Raw genomic sequence first — 17121 nt, 5'->3', positions numbered from 1 at the left:
TTGTAAATATTTGCATTAAAATATAGGTATATTATTTAAAGGGGGAGTTTGGATGGGGGGTTCATATAATAAAAAATGTGCAACGGCTATAACTATATTGGGAATATCTGGGATGTTATTATGCTCGAATACCGCTTTAGCTGCATCTCCTCAAATACTCAGACTAGGTGATAAAGGAACAGAAGTAGTAAAATTGCAAAAGCAACTTAAGGAATTAGGACTCTTTAAATACCATGAATTCACAGGATACTATGGACTTATAACCAAAGATGCTGTTATCTCTTTTCAAAAAAGTAAAGGATTAAATCCAGACGGTATAGCAGGACCTAAAACTATGGCTATTTTATATGGTATAGATAATATTTCTTCACAAAAACCTGTATCCAACAATGGACAAGATTCGGTTTTTAAGCCAGTCCAATTATTGAAAAGTGGTTTAGTGGGAAATGACGTTAAAACGCTTCAAACAATCTTAAAAGAAAAAGGTTTTTTAATAGGTAATATAGATGGTATCTTCGGATCTAAAACCGAACAAGCTGTTAAACAATTCCAAAGTTCTGTAGGTATTGCGGCCGATGGCATAGTTGGCCCTCATACAGCATCTGCATTAAATACAACATCCACCACATCCAGAGGCTCAGACAGGTCGGATAATACAAATAAAAAAGAAATGCCAAATAAAAATACGGATTCTTCAAATAAAGGACAAGATTCAGATTTTAAGCCTTCTAGACTTCTAAAAAGTGGTTTGGTGGGAAATGACGTTAAAACGCTTCAAACAATCTTAAAAGAAAAAGGTTTTTTAATAGGTAATATAGATGATATCTTCGGATCTAAAACCGGACAAGCTGTTAAACAATTCCAAAGTTCTGTAGGTATTGCGGCCGATGGCATAGTTGGTCCTCATACAGTATCTGCATTAAATGCAAAATCTACTACATCTAGAGGTTCAGACAGAACAGATAATAATGCATCAGACAAAATGGAAAGTAATGATAATATCCCTGCAAGCCAAATACAAATGCTCCATTGGGATAAAGTAGACAAGCTTTTCCCTAGAGGTTCTACTGCTAAAATAAAAGATGTAGACACTGGAAAAACTTTTAGCATATACCGTATGGGAGGAATTCTACATGCAGACGTAGAACCACTCACTTCCCAAGATACATATATTATGAAAGAAATTTATGGTGGTAATTGGAGCTGGTCTCGTCGTGCCATAATAATAGAAACAGCATCAGGATTAAAAATAGCTGCTTCTATGAATGGCATGCCACACGGCAGTCAGACTATATACAATAACGAATTTAATGGTCAATTTTGTGTACATTTTCTAGGAAGTAAAGTACATCAATCAAACAAAATTGATGGGGAACATCAGGCCATGGTCTATAAGGCTTTTAATTCATATTGACTTATAGTATAAACCTGCTAGTATCTATAGATACTAGCAGGTTTATACTATAAAATATTAAAAAAATATTAAAATTTTATATCAGCTAAAACTGGCATATGATCCGATGGAAAAATTCCATCCCACGTATCAGATAAAGTACCATGTTGTAAAACTTTTATATTATTTTTTATAAATATAAAATCAATTGTCTGCTTTAAATCTTCATTTTCGCTTTTTAATATATCCAATGCCTTAAATTCATGGAATGTAAAATTGGGCCCATGATGCGGATACAAAGAAACATACTTACTATCAACCAATCTAGCATCTCCTATAGCTGTTAAAATCTTATATACTTCACTGTCCTCTGTATTATTAAAATCTCCAGTAACTATCACTGGAGATTTTTCTGCTATTTTGTCTATCCTATCTAATAACAGATAAGCACTCTTCTCCATAGCTATTTTCCCTACATGATCAAAATGTGCATTAAAAACGAAAAACTCCGTATTGGTTCGTCTATCCAATAACTTCACCCAAGTAGTAATTCTAATACACGCTGCATCCCAACCTATACTACCTGGAATATCCGGCGTTTCAGACAACCAAAAAAAGCCATTACCCAACAGAGAAAATATATCTCTCCTAAAAAATATAGGAGCAAACTCACCTTCTTCAGCTCCATCGTCCCTTCCTACTCCTACCCATTGATAGCATGGAAGTTGTTTTTCAATATCATTGAGTTGATCTATCAAAACCTCTTGCAACCCGGCAATATCTGTATGATGAAACCTTATCATATCTGTTACCTTTTGCATTCTATTATCCCAACTGTTTCTCTCATCATCCCATTCATTGCGGTATCTAATATTAAAACTCATTATTCTAATTAGTTCTTCAAAATCCATAAAATATGACCTCCATAAATTATTCATCATTTGCTAAAATCTATCTATATTATAAATCTAAATCACCGCCTTTTTCAATATATCATCTAATACTTGATTTTGCTTGATTAGCGTTTTCTCAAAATTCATAGCATCTATATAATAATGTTCTAAATCATCATGTTTTGCCTTTGCCTTACCTATATAATATATTGATTGCTCAATCAAATCTTTAAAAGCTTGTTTAACGTATTTTAACTCATCTTGGTATTGCTTCAAAACATCAGATTTGAGTAAAACATCAACATCTATTCTATATCTAGTCTTATCTTCTAAGTTGTCATATTTAAAAGGACCCCAATTATTTATTATAGCTTTATTTATTTGTGGTATTATCAGCATATCTAAATGCTCAGGATTAAATGGAGAATGAAAACATTCCATATAGAACCCCCTAGAACTGTACATTTGAGAAATATAGATCATGATTTTTTGTCCTATTCCCGGTTGAGAGTCAAGCATTAAAAGATCCATATTTTCGTCTATCAAGCTAGGAATATAGTCTTTTATACCTTGGGGACTTATAGATGATGCAAACACATGTCTAGGTTCAAAAAATACATCTTCTGGCACATCTCTTTTAATATCTAAAATATGTATAACATCATTTAATATTTTATTGAACATACGACGATCCATAGCTTCATCTATATAACTTTCCCATTCATCGTATAGTATCTTTGCTTGAGCTAGGCGACTATATGCAATTTTAAAACATCTAGAAATATCTTTGTTAAGGGCTATTATATCACTTTTATGAGAAACCAACTTTTCATTATCCAAAAATTCAGCCAAATTTACTATTTCACCCGTTATACCTGGACATTTAGGATCTTGGATATGGGGATATGTACCATCAACTAGTGCTACACCTAGTGAAGGTATACTTATACCATCCAATGACAAGCTATCCGACGAACAATAATGTTCTTCAATATCATAGCCGCGCTTAAGCATATCATTTCCTATATTCTTCATGAATGTAGATTTGCCAACACCTGGGCCACCCTTTATAAAGAATATTTTATTTGCCTCTTTAGGCAAAATATAATCAAATAAAGATACAAATCCCTTGTAGCTATTTGAACCCAAAAACATCTTCCTTGTTATTCCTTGAGTACACATAAAATCTACCTCCTGATCTGATCATAACACCCAGTCCATCCCATGCAACTGGTATCTATATAGTTTATGTAAAAAAATCTTTTTTGTGCATTTCATAGCATATTAATTCTAGCCTAAAAAATATGCAATAAAAAATCCGATTATTGCGCATAGAATAGATATAAAAAACTGCCCTCCGACAGAGAATCCTGGAAAAATATATATTATAGAACCTAATACTAGACCTAGTATAGATAAATATGTAACTTGAGGATGCTCTTGCAACCATCTTGAAATTAGTTTAGAACCAACAAAAAGCCCTATAACAGATCCAATTGCAAATGGTAATAAAAGAGTTATATTCCATTCTGCCAGAGCTGTAATAACAGTGGAATAAAGACCAATTACAACTAAAGAGAGTGAACCACTTATACCAGGAATAATCATTGCAATTGCACTAATAATACCCCCAGAGAATATATATATATAATATTTCCACGTAATAAACCTTATGATAAAATGCTCAGATTCGGATATGTTCAAAACAAAGATAATAATTTGCAATACTAAAAAGCACAAAAACACCAAAAAATATTTTATATTCCATTTGTCTACCACTGCCTTTTTATAAATCATAGGACAACTTCCCAAAATTAGTCCAATAAAAAAATAATTAGCATAAACCTCATATTCAGAAATCAGGAATGATACTAACTTACTAAATATAAAAAAGCCTGCCAAAGCCCCTATTCCTATCTGTAGTAAAAACCATAGGTTATTTCTCCAATCTATAGAAAAATTACCGATTGATTTAATCAATACATCATATATACCTAATAGAACCGCCATTGTTCCGCCACTTATTCCTGGAATAATATTGGATATTCCCATGATCATACCTATAAAAATATTTTTCAATACATCCATCTTAACTATTTGATATCTCCCCTATTCCACAAAACATTATCTCCTCTGGACATATCAACGGTAAAGCCTGCACTTATTATCCTGTCTTCAATGCATTTTCTGCATTCAGCAGCTTCTTCTCCCGTACATATTTTACCATTATAAAGTTCATATTTGTCCCTTACTTCTATGGGGGTAAGATTGGGCATAACCACATTGGCACCTGCTTTTAATCCCATTTCTCTGCCGCTTATATCTATTGTACCTAATGCAGTAGTAGCTGGTAATAATACTTCTGGCAAAAGAAGTCTTACAATTGACAACAATACTAAAGTCATTTCAAGGGTACCGCCTTTTTCATTGGCAAGTGGTGTATCCTTATGGGGAATAAATGGTCCTATTCCGACCATATGCGGGTTCAAATTCTTTAAAAAAAGTAAATCTTCCGTATAATTTTTATTTGTTTGTTTAGGAAGACCTACCATAAAGCCTGCTCCTACTTGATATCCTATTTCCTTTAAATCCCATAAACATTCTATCCTGTTTTCAAAGCTTAAATTTGGATGAAGAAATTCATAGAGTGATCTAGAAGCAGTTTCATGGCGTAAAAGATACCTATCAGCTCCAGCTTCATAATATTTCTTATAAGCATCATAGGTTCTTTCACCTATAGAAAGAGTGATAGCACAATCAGGAAACTGTTTCTTAAGTTGCCTTACAATGTCTACAATCATTTCATCATCATAATATCTATCTTCACCACCCTGGAGTACAAACGTTCTATAACCTAGATTATATCCAATTTTGCATGTAGAAATTATGGATTCAACAGATAATCTATATCTTTGAACATTTTTATTCAAAGCACGTATGCCACAATAGACGCAATTATTTTTGCAATGATTAGTAAATTCAACAAGTCCTCTCATGTACACTCTGTTTCCATAATATTTTTTCCGCGTTTCACGTGCTTTAGCATATAAATAGTTCTGCACATGAATATTCATTGCATTATCAAGTAAATATATAAGTTCATCTCCTGATAAATAATGATTTTCATAGAGCTTATCAATAATATTTCTTACATCTTTCATAATATCTCCCTTTATATTGCGTATAAATTTTCTTAATCACTATGATTAAAAAACACCATTGATAATAATCCATATAATTATACCATTTGCTATTTTATTTCTCAATAGATAGTAAAAAACATTGCTTGTATATAACTTATTAAAAAAAGCCTGTAAATGAAGAAGAAATAATATTCTTCATTTACAGGCTTTTTTATATTTTTATTGTGACACATCCTCATTTATAAGAGCTGGATTTCTAACAAAAGGATCATTCAGTGTCGTATTTTTGAAATTTTCTATTTTCTTACCTTCAACAAGAAATTGAACCTGTTTAATGCCTTTAGTATTTACAGGATCAGTAAGAGAATTTACAATAGCATAAAAAGACATTATATCTTTTCCGCCTTCTAGTTCCTTCTCATTAAACGCTGCAGGCAAATCTACTATAATAGTTTGACCAGACACCCATACATTAATATCCTTTGCCTTTACATCCTTAGGTATTACACTCATATGTGCCGTATTATTCACAGGTCCTTTTATTAGTTCTTCTATAATATGTCTTGCAATAGCCTTGTCATTTTTCCCTATAGCTCTATACTCCGTCACGAGATATTTTGAATCCTTATCGCTAAAATATACCTTTATCCTTCTACCAAGTATATCTCCAAAGTCATCTCGTTTAAGCGGTCTAGTCAAATCCATATTGCCTATGGGTTTATTGGTAAAATTATCTTTACCATCTTCATAGTATATTTGGATCCATTCCACGTTCGGTAAACTGGTCAAGCTATACACAATAGAACCTAATGCAGTTAATTCCGAAGAAGAACCTCCAGGAAAACTTTTCTTAAACTCTTTTGAAAAATATAATTCAAGCCCATCTTTTTCATCCTCTTTTTGTGCCTTTACTAACTTTATATCAAGAAGTTGTACATCGCTAGAAATGGTAGGATATAGACCTGAATTAGGACTAGAAGGACCTTTTATTAAAGAATCCACAATGGCTTTTGCATATTCCTTATTTTTTATTGATATGGGCCGAATCTCTGGTAACAAGTATCTGCCTTCAGCATCTTTAAAATATATTTCAGATTCAACTTCCCTTATATCTTCGCTATTCATCATATTTGTTTCTTGCGCAGCTACCTCTTCTAAGCTGTTTGTATACTTTGATAATAGCCCCAAAGCTGGGCCATCTTTTTTGCCATTGGCAGTCAATTCTTGTCCCTCAACGCATATTTTGACATATTGAACTCCGTCTAAATCTGTCAATGTATTCACCAAGGCTACTCTTGATGCCAGCAAATTAGGAGATTGTAAAAATTCTGCAGAAAAATCAACGGTTACAGTATCTTCGCAGAGCTCCACATGCTCTATAACTACATTTTTTGGTAATACGCCTGCTAATTTCGGTGATTTAGGCCCTAATATAAGGGATTGTATAGTTTTAGAAATTAGTTGATCAGAATTTCCCATAGTTAACTGTTTCGATTCTGATACTAAACTTTTCTTTTCATTATCTAAAAAATACAAAGTAACATTCACACTCTGCATATTATCGTCTTGATCTTCTATGTTCTGTGCCGAATATTCCGTCCGGTCGGAAGCCTTATCTTTTAATATTATCTTATTTTTATTTTCTCGAGTGCCCATATTATCGTTAGTTTCATCAGGGGGTACACTATGTCCACATCCGCTAGAGATCAATATCATCAATACTAAAATAAGTATCAACCCACTTTTTTTCATAGCACTCTCGCCTCCTGTCCTTCTCAAACTTTCATCACTCAAACTTAACAAAAAACTCAGGCAATCTCACCTTCCATATACCTTCTTCTCTAACGACAGTTATAACATCTTTATCTTTTACTTCTTTTTTACCGTTTGGATATTTTATAGTATAGCTGGCAGTAACAAATGCGGTACTACCATTTGGTTTTATCTCTTCCTGATTAATGGGATTTTCCTCTGATTCAATGGTTACTCCAACTGCTGAAGTCAACCTTTTTAACTCATCTAATTTAGGTAGAGTACTGTCATCTGCCATCTTTGTAGCTAAAAACGGGTATACTAAATCCCAATTTGGTTTGCCTGACAAACCTTCAATAACATATTTTACAGCATCAGATGGATTTAGTATAAACTTTTTTTCCCTACTTATTGCAGTCATGGGAGTCTTTTTATCTATAGATGGTTGACCTTCTAGTAAAAGTTCTGCTCCCATTTCTTCGTATGTTAGTTGCTTATTATCTACTAATATTTTTACCTGCAATCCACCTTCCAAATCAGTCAGAGAATTAACTATGGAATAAATTGCCAATCTTTTCATTTCAGCTAATGTTTTAACTTCTTCTTCTTTTGGTATATTCTCCTTGCCTGGTATTATGGATAGATCTACAGTTTTTTTAAATTCGCTGCTTAGATTGACAAATACCGTATTACCTTTTCTAGTAACATCCAATATTTTTACATCCTGTGGCATTACTAAAACTCTTTCAAATTTTCTTGGCCCTTTTAGTAGTTCTTCTACTACAAGCTGCTCAATAGATTGCTTATCTTTTTGGACTTTTCTTTCTTCAGGAACCAAAAGATCCGCAGTCTGATGCTTGAAATATAACATAATATTTACTTCTATCGGTTTTGGATCTGGATCTATACCCTTCCCTTTAATATCATCAGTATTTGGCTTTATATCCTTATCCTTTTTGCCAAATATTGATGGTTGATTAAAATAGGTACAACCAGTAAATACGTATAATATAAATATTAAAGTAATAAAAAATACTAATTTTTTCTTCATAATCACACCTAAACTTTTATATAATATAAGAATATTGAACATCCATCAACTTCATATTTTTAACATGCCTACCATACCCATATTCTCAATAGACATATTATAGCGTAAGACTTTTACGAAACTTTTAAGTAAGCTTAACAATTTAGTGAATAATACGCTATTTTAATGGCAATTCAATATAAAATGTAGTTCCTTTACCTTCCGTGCTGCTTACATGTATATTTCCTCCATGGGAAAGTACAATTTTATGAGCAATAGATAAACCTAGCCCTGTTCCTCCAGTAACCCGAGATCTTGCTTTATCTACTCTAAAAAATCGATCAAAAATATGAGTTAGATCCTCTTGGGGTATGCCTACTCCAGTATCTGCCACTTTTATTATAGCTTTATCCAGTCCCCTATATACATCTATCCATACCCTTCCCCCCTCAGGGGTATATTTTATTGCATTATCCACTATATTTGTAATAACCTGTTGTATCTTCACTGGTTCTCCTTCAATCAGCAAATCGTTGTCATCATAAAATACCTCCAGGTCTATATCACGCTTTTTAGCAAGCAATTGTAAACCTTTAGTGCTTTTTTGCACTAATTCTTTAATATCTATATCCTCTTTCTTAATAGATGCCTCTCCACTGTCCATCCGCACCAATGTGAGAAGATCGGTAATTATTGCATTTAACCTATCAATCTCATTGTTTATATCATTTAAAAATTCAGTGTAAATATCTGGATCTGGAGGATTCATCTGTAAAAGGGATTCTGTTAATACCTTTATGGAACTTAGGGGGGTTTTTAGTTCGTGGGAAGCATTAGAAACAAACTCATTTCTTGTTTTGTCAAGGCTTTCCAGCTTTTCGCTCATTATATTAAAAGCCTCTCCTAATTGTTTGAGTTCTGCGCTTCCCCTTATATCGACCCTTTGATCTAAATGTCCTTGACTCATCTTGTTTATTACATTAGTCAATTCATTAATAGGCTGTGTTATAAAACTCGAAATGACAAAACTCAATATAATTATCGATATACTAATAATTATGGAGTATAGATTTAACATATTCCTAGTACGCATCAATAGCTCTTCTAAACTAGAAAGGGAAGAAGATATAAATACCATGCCTATTACTCCATAATTTTCATAGCTAATTGGCGCATAAGAATATAAAACCCTTTTTTTTACAGAAGGATTTTCCCCTATTATATATAAATCCTTTGCATCTATAGAACTTCCACTAAGTACCTGTTCTAGCTCGGGCAAATATTTTTTTAAATCTTGTTTTAAAAGACTTGAAGGTCCTATATCATTATATGAATCATAATCTACTATTCCATTTGCATTAAGCACAAGAATCCTAGTAGATTCCCCTTCTTTTCGAGTAATTTCTTCTCCTAACTCCTGAATATCATATATAACATCGGGCTCAGCATTAAAATAACCTTTTGATACGGACTGCGCCACCTCAATAGCATATTTTTGAAAACTCGCTTTTCTATCATTCAACATATCCTTTTCAAATATTTCCATTACAGAAACATTAATAATTATAAATCCTACGCCTATAATTACTAGATATGCCAAAGCAATCTTCCAGCGAAGGCTGGAGAAAAAACTCCTATTTATCGGCAAAGTAATATCCCACTCCCCATTTGGTAAATATATATTGTGGCTGACTTGGATTCTTTTCTACTTTTTCTCTCAGCCTTCTAATATGAACATCTACAGTCCTTAGATCCCCCAGATAATCATACCTCCATACATTTTCAAGCAAACTTTCTCTACTAAACACCTTTCCAGGATTAGTTACAAAAAGCTGTAGAAGGTCAAATTCCTTTGCGGTTAAGTTCACTTCTTGGCCATCTATGTCCACTGTACGATTAGCTAGATTTACAATCATATCCTTTATTTGTACAACATCATCTTGCTCCTCTTCTTTTGAATTATTTATCCTTCGGAAGATAGCCTTTACCCTTGCCTTAAGCTCTAATATATTAAATGGCTTAGTTAGATAGTCATCGGCACCATACTCTAAACCTAAAATTTTATCCATATCTTCGCCCTTTGCTGTAAGCATTATAACAGGTATGGATGACTTTTCCCTAACCTTCTGCAATACCGTTAATCCATTTACCTTAGGCAGCATAACATCTAATATAATCAGATCATAATCCCCACTATTAAACTTATCTATAGCTTCTTCACCATCATAGGCTGCATCGATCTTGTATCCGTCTTGTTCTAGGGTAAACTTTAAACCCTTTACAATAGCCGGTTCATCATCTACTATAAGTATATTTTTTTGCATCCCCATCACCTTTCTTCATACTGTAAAAATATTTTACCATATAAAAAACAAACAATCAATTTTGCTAATCCACCGTAATAAAATCTTTAAGCCCCTCAAATGTTTTTTCTCCTATACCAGATACGTTTTTTATATCCTCTATTACTTTAAATGGCCCATTTTGCTCACGATAATCAAATATTCTTTTTGCTTTAGTAGGTCCTATGCCAGGCAAAGTTTCCAAGTCATGTTCATTTGCAGTATTTATATTTACTTTTCCTTTATCTTCTTCAATAGAAGCTATACAGCTCACTGCATTGTTGCTAGGCTGTTCACCAATTTTGGGAATGACATACATCCCCTCATCCTTTACCTTCATAGCCAAATTTATCTGTTTATCATCTGCATCATCCAAAAAACCACCAGCTGCATCAATAGCATCTAGGAGTCTACTGCCTTCTGCTATTTCTATTACTCCAGGCCTTTTTACCTGGCCAATCACGTATACCTTTATATACTTTTCTTCTTGCGTTTTAAAATCTATAGTTTTGTCATTAACATCTTCCAATGCTATTACATTATCGTCTGCATTTTTAGATTCATATTCCCGAAGCAAAATAAATCCAAATAATATAACTATAACAGATAGTAAAACAATAAAAATCTTTTGACCATCCCTATTAAAATTGATCATTTTCATCACCTAAGTTAAACTATTTTAGTAATATATTCTATTAAAATTGTAAAATTCCTCTTTTTATTTCCTTTTGACTGTACAAAAATAGAATTTTTCTGTTATACTAAATAAGTATTATAATTAGATTAAGGCAAGAAGGTGTAATATGCAAAATATAAAACGTTCTATTTTATGCTTATTTTTAGCTTTCTCCGTAGTCTTTTTCCCTACCGTGGTTCTGGGGCAAACTAGCAACAGCAACGGACCACCTTCAGTCGAAGCACAAAGTGCTATATTAATAGAACAACATACTGGCAAGGTATTATACACTAAAAATGAAAATGCTAAGTCCTATCCAGCCAGTACTACAAAAATATTAACGGCACTAATAGCTATAGAATCTGGAAATTTGGATGATATTATAACAGTATCAAATGAAGTCAATTTGATAAAATCCGATGGAACAAAAGCAGGCCTTCATGTAGGGGAACAAATAAGCCTTGAAAACTTGATAAGAGGAATTTTATTGCCATCTGGTAATGATGCAGCAAACACAGCAGCAGTTTATATTGCGCGAAAAATGTATAAGAATGATAAAATGTCAATAGATGAAGCCTTGTCCAAATTTACCGAAATAATGAATAAAAGAGCAAAAGATGCAGGAGCAACTTCATCCCATTTTGCAAATGCCCATGGATATCATGATCCGGAACATTATACTACTGCTCACGATTTAGCCATGATCTCCAGACAAGCTATGAAATATGATTTTTTCCGCGAAGTCGTATCTACTTGCTTATACAGCATGGAAGATCCCATGCTAATGGATCCTAAAGATCCTGTCAAACACCAAATACGCTATTGGTTAAACACCAACAAACTTATAAATGAAAAAGATGTAAAATACTATTATCCCTTTGCAACCGGTATAAAAACAGGATTTACTTCCCTTGCAGGCCAATGTTTAGTATCCTCAGCTTCTGATGGAAAATTGGATTTAATCGCCGTAGTACTGAATAGTTCTAAAGATGGAAAATGGACTGATTCCATTAATTTATTCGACTATGGTTTTGCAAATTTTGAGCATTACCAATTAACAAAAAAAGGGCAGGTAATTCAGCAACTAGACATAGAGAACCATGCTGATAATGATAATGGTATACTTGACATAGTGACGCCTGATGATTTGGTAGATATTTTTGATAAAAAGGATATACCGAATATGAAAAGGATAATTGAAATACAGTCAGATATAAAAGCTCCCATATATAAAGGACAAAAATTAGGGAAAATTACTTATATACTAAATGGTCATACCGTTTCAGAATCAGATTTGATAGCTGGCAGGGATATGGAGAAAAAGTCCATACCAAATCTATCTGATAATCTAAAAAAATCTGGTATTCATTTTGGAATAAAATATTGGGCAGTAATCATTATTGTCCTTATAACGATCTTATTTATTCTTATCAAAATAAAAAATAAAAGACGTAGGCGTAGATATTGGTTTTGAAAAAGCGACCGAAATTCGGTCGCTTTTTCATTTTATCACTATATTAATTATCCTCTTAGGTACTACTATCACCTTTATCACTTTTTTACCAGCTATAGTTTCTTTTATTTTGGGGTTCTCAAATGCTATTTGTTCTATGTCCCCTTTGCTTGCATTAGATGATACACGTATTCTTTCTTTTACTTTACCATTTATCTGTATAGCCATTTCAAATTCTTCTCTAACTAGTGCAGATTTATCATAGCATGGCCAGTTTTGATCGTGTATACTTCCTGCATGCCCTGTAATATCCCATAATTCTTCTGTTATATGGGGAGCAAAAGGTGCCAACATAAGAAGCATACTGTCAATAGCTTCTATAATTACTTTATTATTCCAATTATCAGAAGGAATGCTATCCTTATATTGATATAAAGCATTAACCAATTCCATAATGGCACTAATTGCCGTGTTAAAATTAAATCTCTCTTCTAAATCTATAGTAACTCTCTTAATAGTATTATGTGTCATAAATCTAAGCTCTTTATCATTATCAGATAGTTCTATATTTTTATCTGCATTTTTATAGATTTCTTTATAATCAATAATCAATCTCCATACCCTGTTTAAGAAGCGATAACAGCCTTCTACTCCCTTGTCACTCCATTCCAGATCCCTCTCCGGTGGTGCAGCAAAAAGAATAAAAAGTCTAGCAGTATCTGCTCCATACTTTTCTATTATATCTTTTGGACTTACAATATTCCCTTTAGATTTAGACATCTTTGCACCATCTTTTAATACCATTCCTTGTGTAAGAAGATTTTTAAATGGTTCGTCTACAGGAGATATACCCAAATCATATAAAACCTTTGTAAAAAATCTGGAATATAACAAATGAAGTATTGCATGCTCTACTCCACCCACATACTGATCCACTGCCATCCAGTACTTTGCATTATTATAATCCCATGGTCTCAAAGAATTCTGTGGATCCGTATAGCGTAAAAAGTAAAAAGATGAGCATACAAAAGTATCCATTGTATCAACTTCCCGTTTTGCAGGGCCACCACATACGGGACAAGTAGTATTTACAAATTCTTCACTTGTAATAAGTGGGTTTTGTCCTTTCCCAGTAAATTTTACATCCGTCGGTAGGATAACCGGTAATTGCTCCTCTGGTACAGGTACAGTACCACATTTATCACAGTATACAATAGGTATAGGTGCACCCCAATATCTCTGCCTTGAGATAAGCCAATCCCTTAGACGATAAGTTGTTTTTGCCTCTCCCATACCTTCTTCTTGCATATACTCTATAATCTTTTGCATAGCTTTTTCATTTTCCATACCGGTAAAAGACCCTGAATTTATGAGAATACCCTGGGCATCATATGCCTGCTTAAGATTATTTATATCTATATCACTATTATTGCCCTTGGGTTTTATAACAGGTACTATGGGAAGATTGTATTTTGAAGCAAACTCAAAATCCCTTTGATCATGTGCTGGAACACCCATAACAGCTCCGGTGCCATACTCCATAAGCACATAATTTGCAATATATAGCGGTATCTTTTGACCATTGAATGGGTTTATAACATATTTCCCTATAAATAAACCTTCCTTTTCAGTTTCGTTAGATGTACGAGCAATTTCATTTAATGTTTCTATCTTATCTCTAAATTCTGATGCAATTTTTTCATATTCTGTGCCTGTTACAAGTTTCTTCACTATTGGATGCTCTGGTGCCAATGCCATATAGGATACTCCATAGATAGTATCTGGTCTGGTAGTAAATACTGTCAGTGTATCTTCACTTCCAGCTACCTTAAAGTTTACTAATGCCCCCTGACTTTTCCCTATCCAGTTTTGTTGCATTATTTTAACCTTGTCAGGCCATCCTTCCAATTTATCGATATCTTCTAATAAGCGTTCAGCATAATCCGTAATCTTAAAAAACCATTGGGATAATTCTTTTTTATGAACCTGTGAACCGCATCGTTCACATTCTCCTCCTACCACCTGTTCATTAGCTAATACTGTTCCACAAGACGGACACCAATTTACAGAGGCCTTCCTTTTATATGCTAATCCTTTTTTATAGAATTGTAAAAACATCCATTGAGTCCATTTATAGTAACTAGGATGACTGGTTGTTATTTCTCTGTCCCAGTCATAACTTAAACCTAATTCCTTAAGTTGTTTTTGCATCGCTGCTATATTATCTACTGTCCAATCATTAGGACGTACACCACGTTGTATAGCAGCATTTTCAGCAGGCAATCCAAATGAATCCCATCCCATCGGATGAAGCACATTATATCCTTTCATGGTTTTATATCTTGCAATTACATCACCTATTGAATAATTACGCACATGTCCCATATGCAACTTTCCAGATGGATAGGGAAACATTTCGAGCATATAATACTTTTCTTTATCTTTTTGCTCCTCCCTGTGAAATTTATCTTCCTGCTCCCAAATTTTTTGCCATTTAGCTTCAATCTCATGAAAATCGTAATTCATACACTTTTCCCTCCGTTTTTTTATATAAAAAACCCCCCGCCCCATATTTAGGGGCGAGAGGTTAACCCGCGGTACCACCCTAATTGATCATAACTTCACTCAATTATCTATAAGGCGATAAACCCGTCACGGTCTATTATGAGGCGAGTTCAACAGATGGAAATACTGATTTGCACCATCCATCAGTTCTCTTAAAATTCCGTATCTGTCTAATACTCCTCCCATGAACAATATATATCTATAGAATCTATATATTATCTATTGCTATCAATTCTGCATCTGCCCATAATCTTTCGAAATTATAAAATTCTCTTTCTTTTTTATGAAATATATGCACTATTACACATCCATAATCTAAAACAATCCACCGGCTACTTCCTGCCCCATCTTTGTGCAGTGCTGTTATACCTTTTTCAGACAGCTTATGCTCCAACTCCTCATAAATGGCATTTACCTGTGATTCAGAACTACCGCTTGCCACAACAAAATAATCGGTAAGTGTAGTTAAATTGTGCACATCTAATATCTCTACATCAAGAGCTTTTTTCTCTTTTAATATGCTACAAACCTGTAAAGCCAAATTTTTAGGTTCTATAGGCAAACTATTCCCTCCATATCTTTTTTTACCTTATTATTATAATCATATTATGCAATTTGTCAACCTTTTGTTCTACTAATTAGCATATCATTCCTTGCTTCAATGGTCAATGGGTGTAATAAACATTCTGATTCTATTACATATATTATGGTATTATCCAACGCTTTTAATACTGCCCCATCGAGATTCTGATCAGCAATATTCCTAAGCTCATCTACTCCTGGAAAATTCCTACTTGGTTCTATGTAATCGGCCAAATATATAATCTTCTCCAAAACATTCATGCCTTCTCGACCTGTAGTATGATACTTGATCGCATTTAATATCTGTTCATCTGTAATTTCAAATATATCTCGAGCTAAGCATGCACCCAATGGACCATGCATAACATCACCATACTTTAAATAAATATCACCTAGACTATATTTATTACATAATTTAGTCTTATCCTCCTCTGTTAAACATTTTGCACAATCATGCAAAAGTCCTGCCACTAACGCCCTATTGCTGTCTGCCCCGTAACAATGTGCCAATTTTTTTGCCATCTCTGCAACTCCCAATGAATGTTCATAGCGTTTTTTAGTAAGTAATTCCCTTAACTTGTCATTCATTTGGTCAATATCCATAGTTATTCCTCCTGCTTATCTATATACAATCCATGATCTAGTATATATTTTTCAATAGATGATGGAACCATATATTTTATAGACCTTTTTTGTTTTATCCTAGCCCTTATTGTTGTAGACGAAATTCCCATTGTGCAACCATCTACAATAAATATACTAGCTCCTAGGTGGGTAAGCTTTACCACTTGCTGCCTCACACTAGAATCATCATATCCAGGCCTATTATATACAATAAAATTACATAATTTTAAAACATTCTGCCATTGTTTCCAAGTATGTATCTCTAAAAGAGTATCGCCACCGATAATAAAATATATTTCATTATCTGGAAACATAAGTTTTAATTGTTTAAGGGTATCTATCGTATATGTTCTTCCTTCACGATTTATTTCCATGTCACTCCATTCAAAATGGGGGTTATCTTCTATTGCTAGCTTTACCATGTTCAACCTATGATAGGCCTCTCCAACATATTCTTTCGCTTTATGTGGTGGATGGCCTGTAGGTATAAATACCACCTTATCCAAATCATATTCTTCGCATGACGCCTCTGCTATGAGCAGATGCCCTATATGAATAGGATCAAATGTACCACCCATTATCCCTAATTTACACTGTTTTTTCTTTTGTTTCATATAAACATCTCCATAATACTTGTTATCCTTCAAGATATTATATAACATATATTC

General features: G+C 33.5%; 15 protein-coding genes. 2 read left to right on the top strand and 13 right to left on the bottom strand.

The genetic code is table 11. The features are described from left to right. The first annotated feature begins 52 nt into the window (after window positions 1-52). Window positions 53-1414 (top strand): peptidoglycan-binding domain-containing protein, encoded by a 1362-nt coding sequence (locus tag EJN67_RS02605; RefSeq protein ID WP_129721920.1) that lies wholly within the window; start codon window positions 53-55, stop codon window positions 1412-1414. Window positions 1415-1482: 68 nt separating this feature from the next. Here EJN67_RS02605 and EJN67_RS02600 read toward each other — a convergent pair whose 3' ends face one another. From EJN67_RS02600 to EJN67_RS02560, 9 genes are all read right to left on the bottom strand, one after another. Then, complete coding sequence (locus tag EJN67_RS02600) at window positions 1483-2304, bottom strand: endonuclease/exonuclease/phosphatase family protein (RefSeq protein WP_129721917.1); 822 nt, start codon at window positions 2302-2304, stop codon at window positions 1483-1485. A gap of 57 nt (window positions 2305-2361) precedes the next feature. Further along, window positions 2362-3468, bottom strand: coding sequence for a hypothetical protein (locus EJN67_RS02595; RefSeq protein ID WP_129721914.1), 1107 nt, complete (start codon window positions 3466-3468; stop codon window positions 2362-2364). A gap of 108 nt (window positions 3469-3576) precedes the next feature. Beyond that, complete coding sequence (locus tag EJN67_RS02590) at window positions 3577-4365, bottom strand: DUF368 domain-containing protein (RefSeq protein WP_165000689.1); 789 nt, start codon at window positions 4363-4365, stop codon at window positions 3577-3579. 14 nt (window positions 4366-4379) lie between these two features. Next, entirely contained in the window at window positions 4380-5447 is a 1068-nt protein-coding gene (gene hydE, locus EJN67_RS02585) for a [FeFe] hydrogenase H-cluster radical SAM maturase HydE (RefSeq protein ID WP_129721908.1), read from the bottom strand. Window positions 5448-5648: 201 nt separating this feature from the next. Continuing rightward, window positions 5649-7181 carry a GerMN domain-containing protein gene (locus tag EJN67_RS02580; protein ID WP_129721905.1) on the bottom strand — a complete coding sequence of 511 codons (1533 nt, stop codon included), beginning with the start codon at window positions 7179-7181 and terminating at the stop codon, window positions 5649-5651. Window positions 7182-7215: 34 nt separating this feature from the next. Further along, window positions 7216-8232 carry a GerMN domain-containing protein gene (locus EJN67_RS02575; RefSeq protein WP_165000688.1) on the bottom strand — a complete coding sequence of 339 codons (1017 nt, stop codon included), beginning with the start codon at window positions 8230-8232 and terminating at the stop codon, window positions 7216-7218. A 157-nt stretch (window positions 8233-8389) separates the two neighbouring features. Continuing rightward, window positions 8390-9859, bottom strand: coding sequence for a sensor histidine kinase (locus tag EJN67_RS02570; RefSeq protein WP_129721899.1), 1470 nt, complete (start codon window positions 9857-9859; stop codon window positions 8390-8392). Continuing rightward, window positions 9846-10535 (bottom strand): response regulator transcription factor, encoded by a 690-nt coding sequence (locus EJN67_RS02565; RefSeq protein WP_129721896.1) that lies wholly within the window; start codon window positions 10533-10535, stop codon window positions 9846-9848. The genes EJN67_RS02570 and EJN67_RS02565 overlap by 14 nt, the downstream gene beginning before the upstream one ends. Before the next feature lie 64 nt (window positions 10536-10599). After that, window positions 10600-11208: a helix-hairpin-helix domain-containing protein gene (locus EJN67_RS02560; protein WP_129721893.1), complete on the bottom strand. Its 609-nt coding sequence runs from the start codon at window positions 11206-11208 to the stop codon at window positions 10600-10602. 148 nt (window positions 11209-11356) lie between these two features. On the opposite strand from EJN67_RS02560, the gene EJN67_RS02555 reads away from it, so the two are divergent. Further along, window positions 11357-12703 (top strand): D-alanyl-D-alanine carboxypeptidase family protein, encoded by a 1347-nt coding sequence (locus EJN67_RS02555; RefSeq protein ID WP_129721890.1) that lies wholly within the window; start codon window positions 11357-11359, stop codon window positions 12701-12703. A 27-nt stretch (window positions 12704-12730) separates the two neighbouring features. Here EJN67_RS02555 and leuS read toward each other — a convergent pair whose 3' ends face one another. The 4 genes from leuS to nadD all read right to left on the bottom strand — a co-directional run bounded on the left by leuS (window position 12731) and on the right by nadD (window position 17067). After that, on the bottom strand, window positions 12731-15208 hold the full coding sequence (leuS, locus tag EJN67_RS02550; protein ID WP_129721887.1) for a leucine--tRNA ligase: 2478 nt from the start codon (window positions 15206-15208) through the stop codon (window positions 12731-12733). Between the two features lie 247 nt (window positions 15209-15455). Further along, complete coding sequence (rsfS, locus tag EJN67_RS02545; protein ID WP_243641210.1) at window positions 15456-15809, bottom strand: ribosome silencing factor; 354 nt, start codon at window positions 15807-15809, stop codon at window positions 15456-15458. A gap of 56 nt (window positions 15810-15865) precedes the next feature. Next, on the bottom strand, window positions 15866-16432 hold the full coding sequence (gene yqeK, locus EJN67_RS02540) for a bis(5'-nucleosyl)-tetraphosphatase (symmetrical) YqeK (RefSeq protein ID WP_129721884.1): 567 nt from the start codon (window positions 16430-16432) through the stop codon (window positions 15866-15868). 2 nt (window positions 16433-16434) lie between these two features. Next, the gene (gene nadD / locus EJN67_RS02535) at window positions 16435-17067 is read right to left on the bottom strand and encodes a nicotinate-nucleotide adenylyltransferase (RefSeq protein ID WP_129721882.1); all 633 of its coding nucleotides are present in this window, start codon (window positions 17065-17067) and stop codon (window positions 16435-16437) included. Between the last annotated feature and the right edge of the window lie 54 nt (window positions 17068-17121).

The organism is Xylanivirga thermophila (assembly GCF_004138105.1).
Lineage (GTDB): Bacteria > Bacillota > Clostridia > Caldicoprobacterales > Xylanivirgaceae > Xylanivirga > Xylanivirga thermophila.
Note: the sequence above shows the minus strand (reverse complement) of the source record. Positions and strands in the feature narration are given on the sequence as shown.

Coding starts and splice junctions, on each gene's coding strand:
- EJN67_RS02605 (WP_129721920.1), top strand. CDS start 53: ATGGGGGGTTCATATAATAAAAAATGTGCAACGGCTATAACTATATTG.
- EJN67_RS02600 (WP_129721917.1), bottom strand. CDS start 2,304: ATGGATTTTGAAGAACTAATTAGAATAATGAGTTTTAATATTAGATAC.
- EJN67_RS02595 (WP_129721914.1), bottom strand. CDS start 3,468: ATGTGTACTCAAGGAATAACAAGGAAGATGTTTTTGGGTTCAAATAGC.
- hydE (WP_129721908.1), bottom strand. CDS start 5,447: ATGAAAGATGTAAGAAATATTATTGATAAGCTCTATGAAAATCATTAT.
- EJN67_RS02580 (WP_129721905.1), bottom strand. CDS start 7,181: ATGAAAAAAAGTGGGTTGATACTTATTTTAGTATTGATGATATTGATC.
- EJN67_RS02575 (WP_165000688.1), bottom strand. CDS start 8,232: ATGAAGAAAAAATTAGTATTTTTTATTACTTTAATATTTATATTATAC.
- EJN67_RS02565 (WP_129721896.1), bottom strand. CDS start 10,535: ATGCAAAAAAATATACTTATAGTAGATGATGAACCGGCTATTGTAAAG.
- EJN67_RS02560 (WP_129721893.1), bottom strand. CDS start 11,208: ATGATCAATTTTAATAGGGATGGTCAAAAGATTTTTATTGTTTTACTA.
- EJN67_RS02555 (WP_129721890.1), top strand. CDS start 11,357: ATGCAAAATATAAAACGTTCTATTTTATGCTTATTTTTAGCTTTCTCC.
- leuS (WP_129721887.1), bottom strand. CDS start 15,208: ATGAATTACGATTTTCATGAGATTGAAGCTAAATGGCAAAAAATTTGG.
- yqeK (WP_129721884.1), bottom strand. CDS start 16,432: ATGGATATTGACCAAATGAATGACAAGTTAAGGGAATTACTTACTAAA.
- nadD (WP_129721882.1), bottom strand. CDS start 17,067: ATGAAACAAAAGAAAAAACAGTGTAAATTAGGGATAATGGGTGGTACA.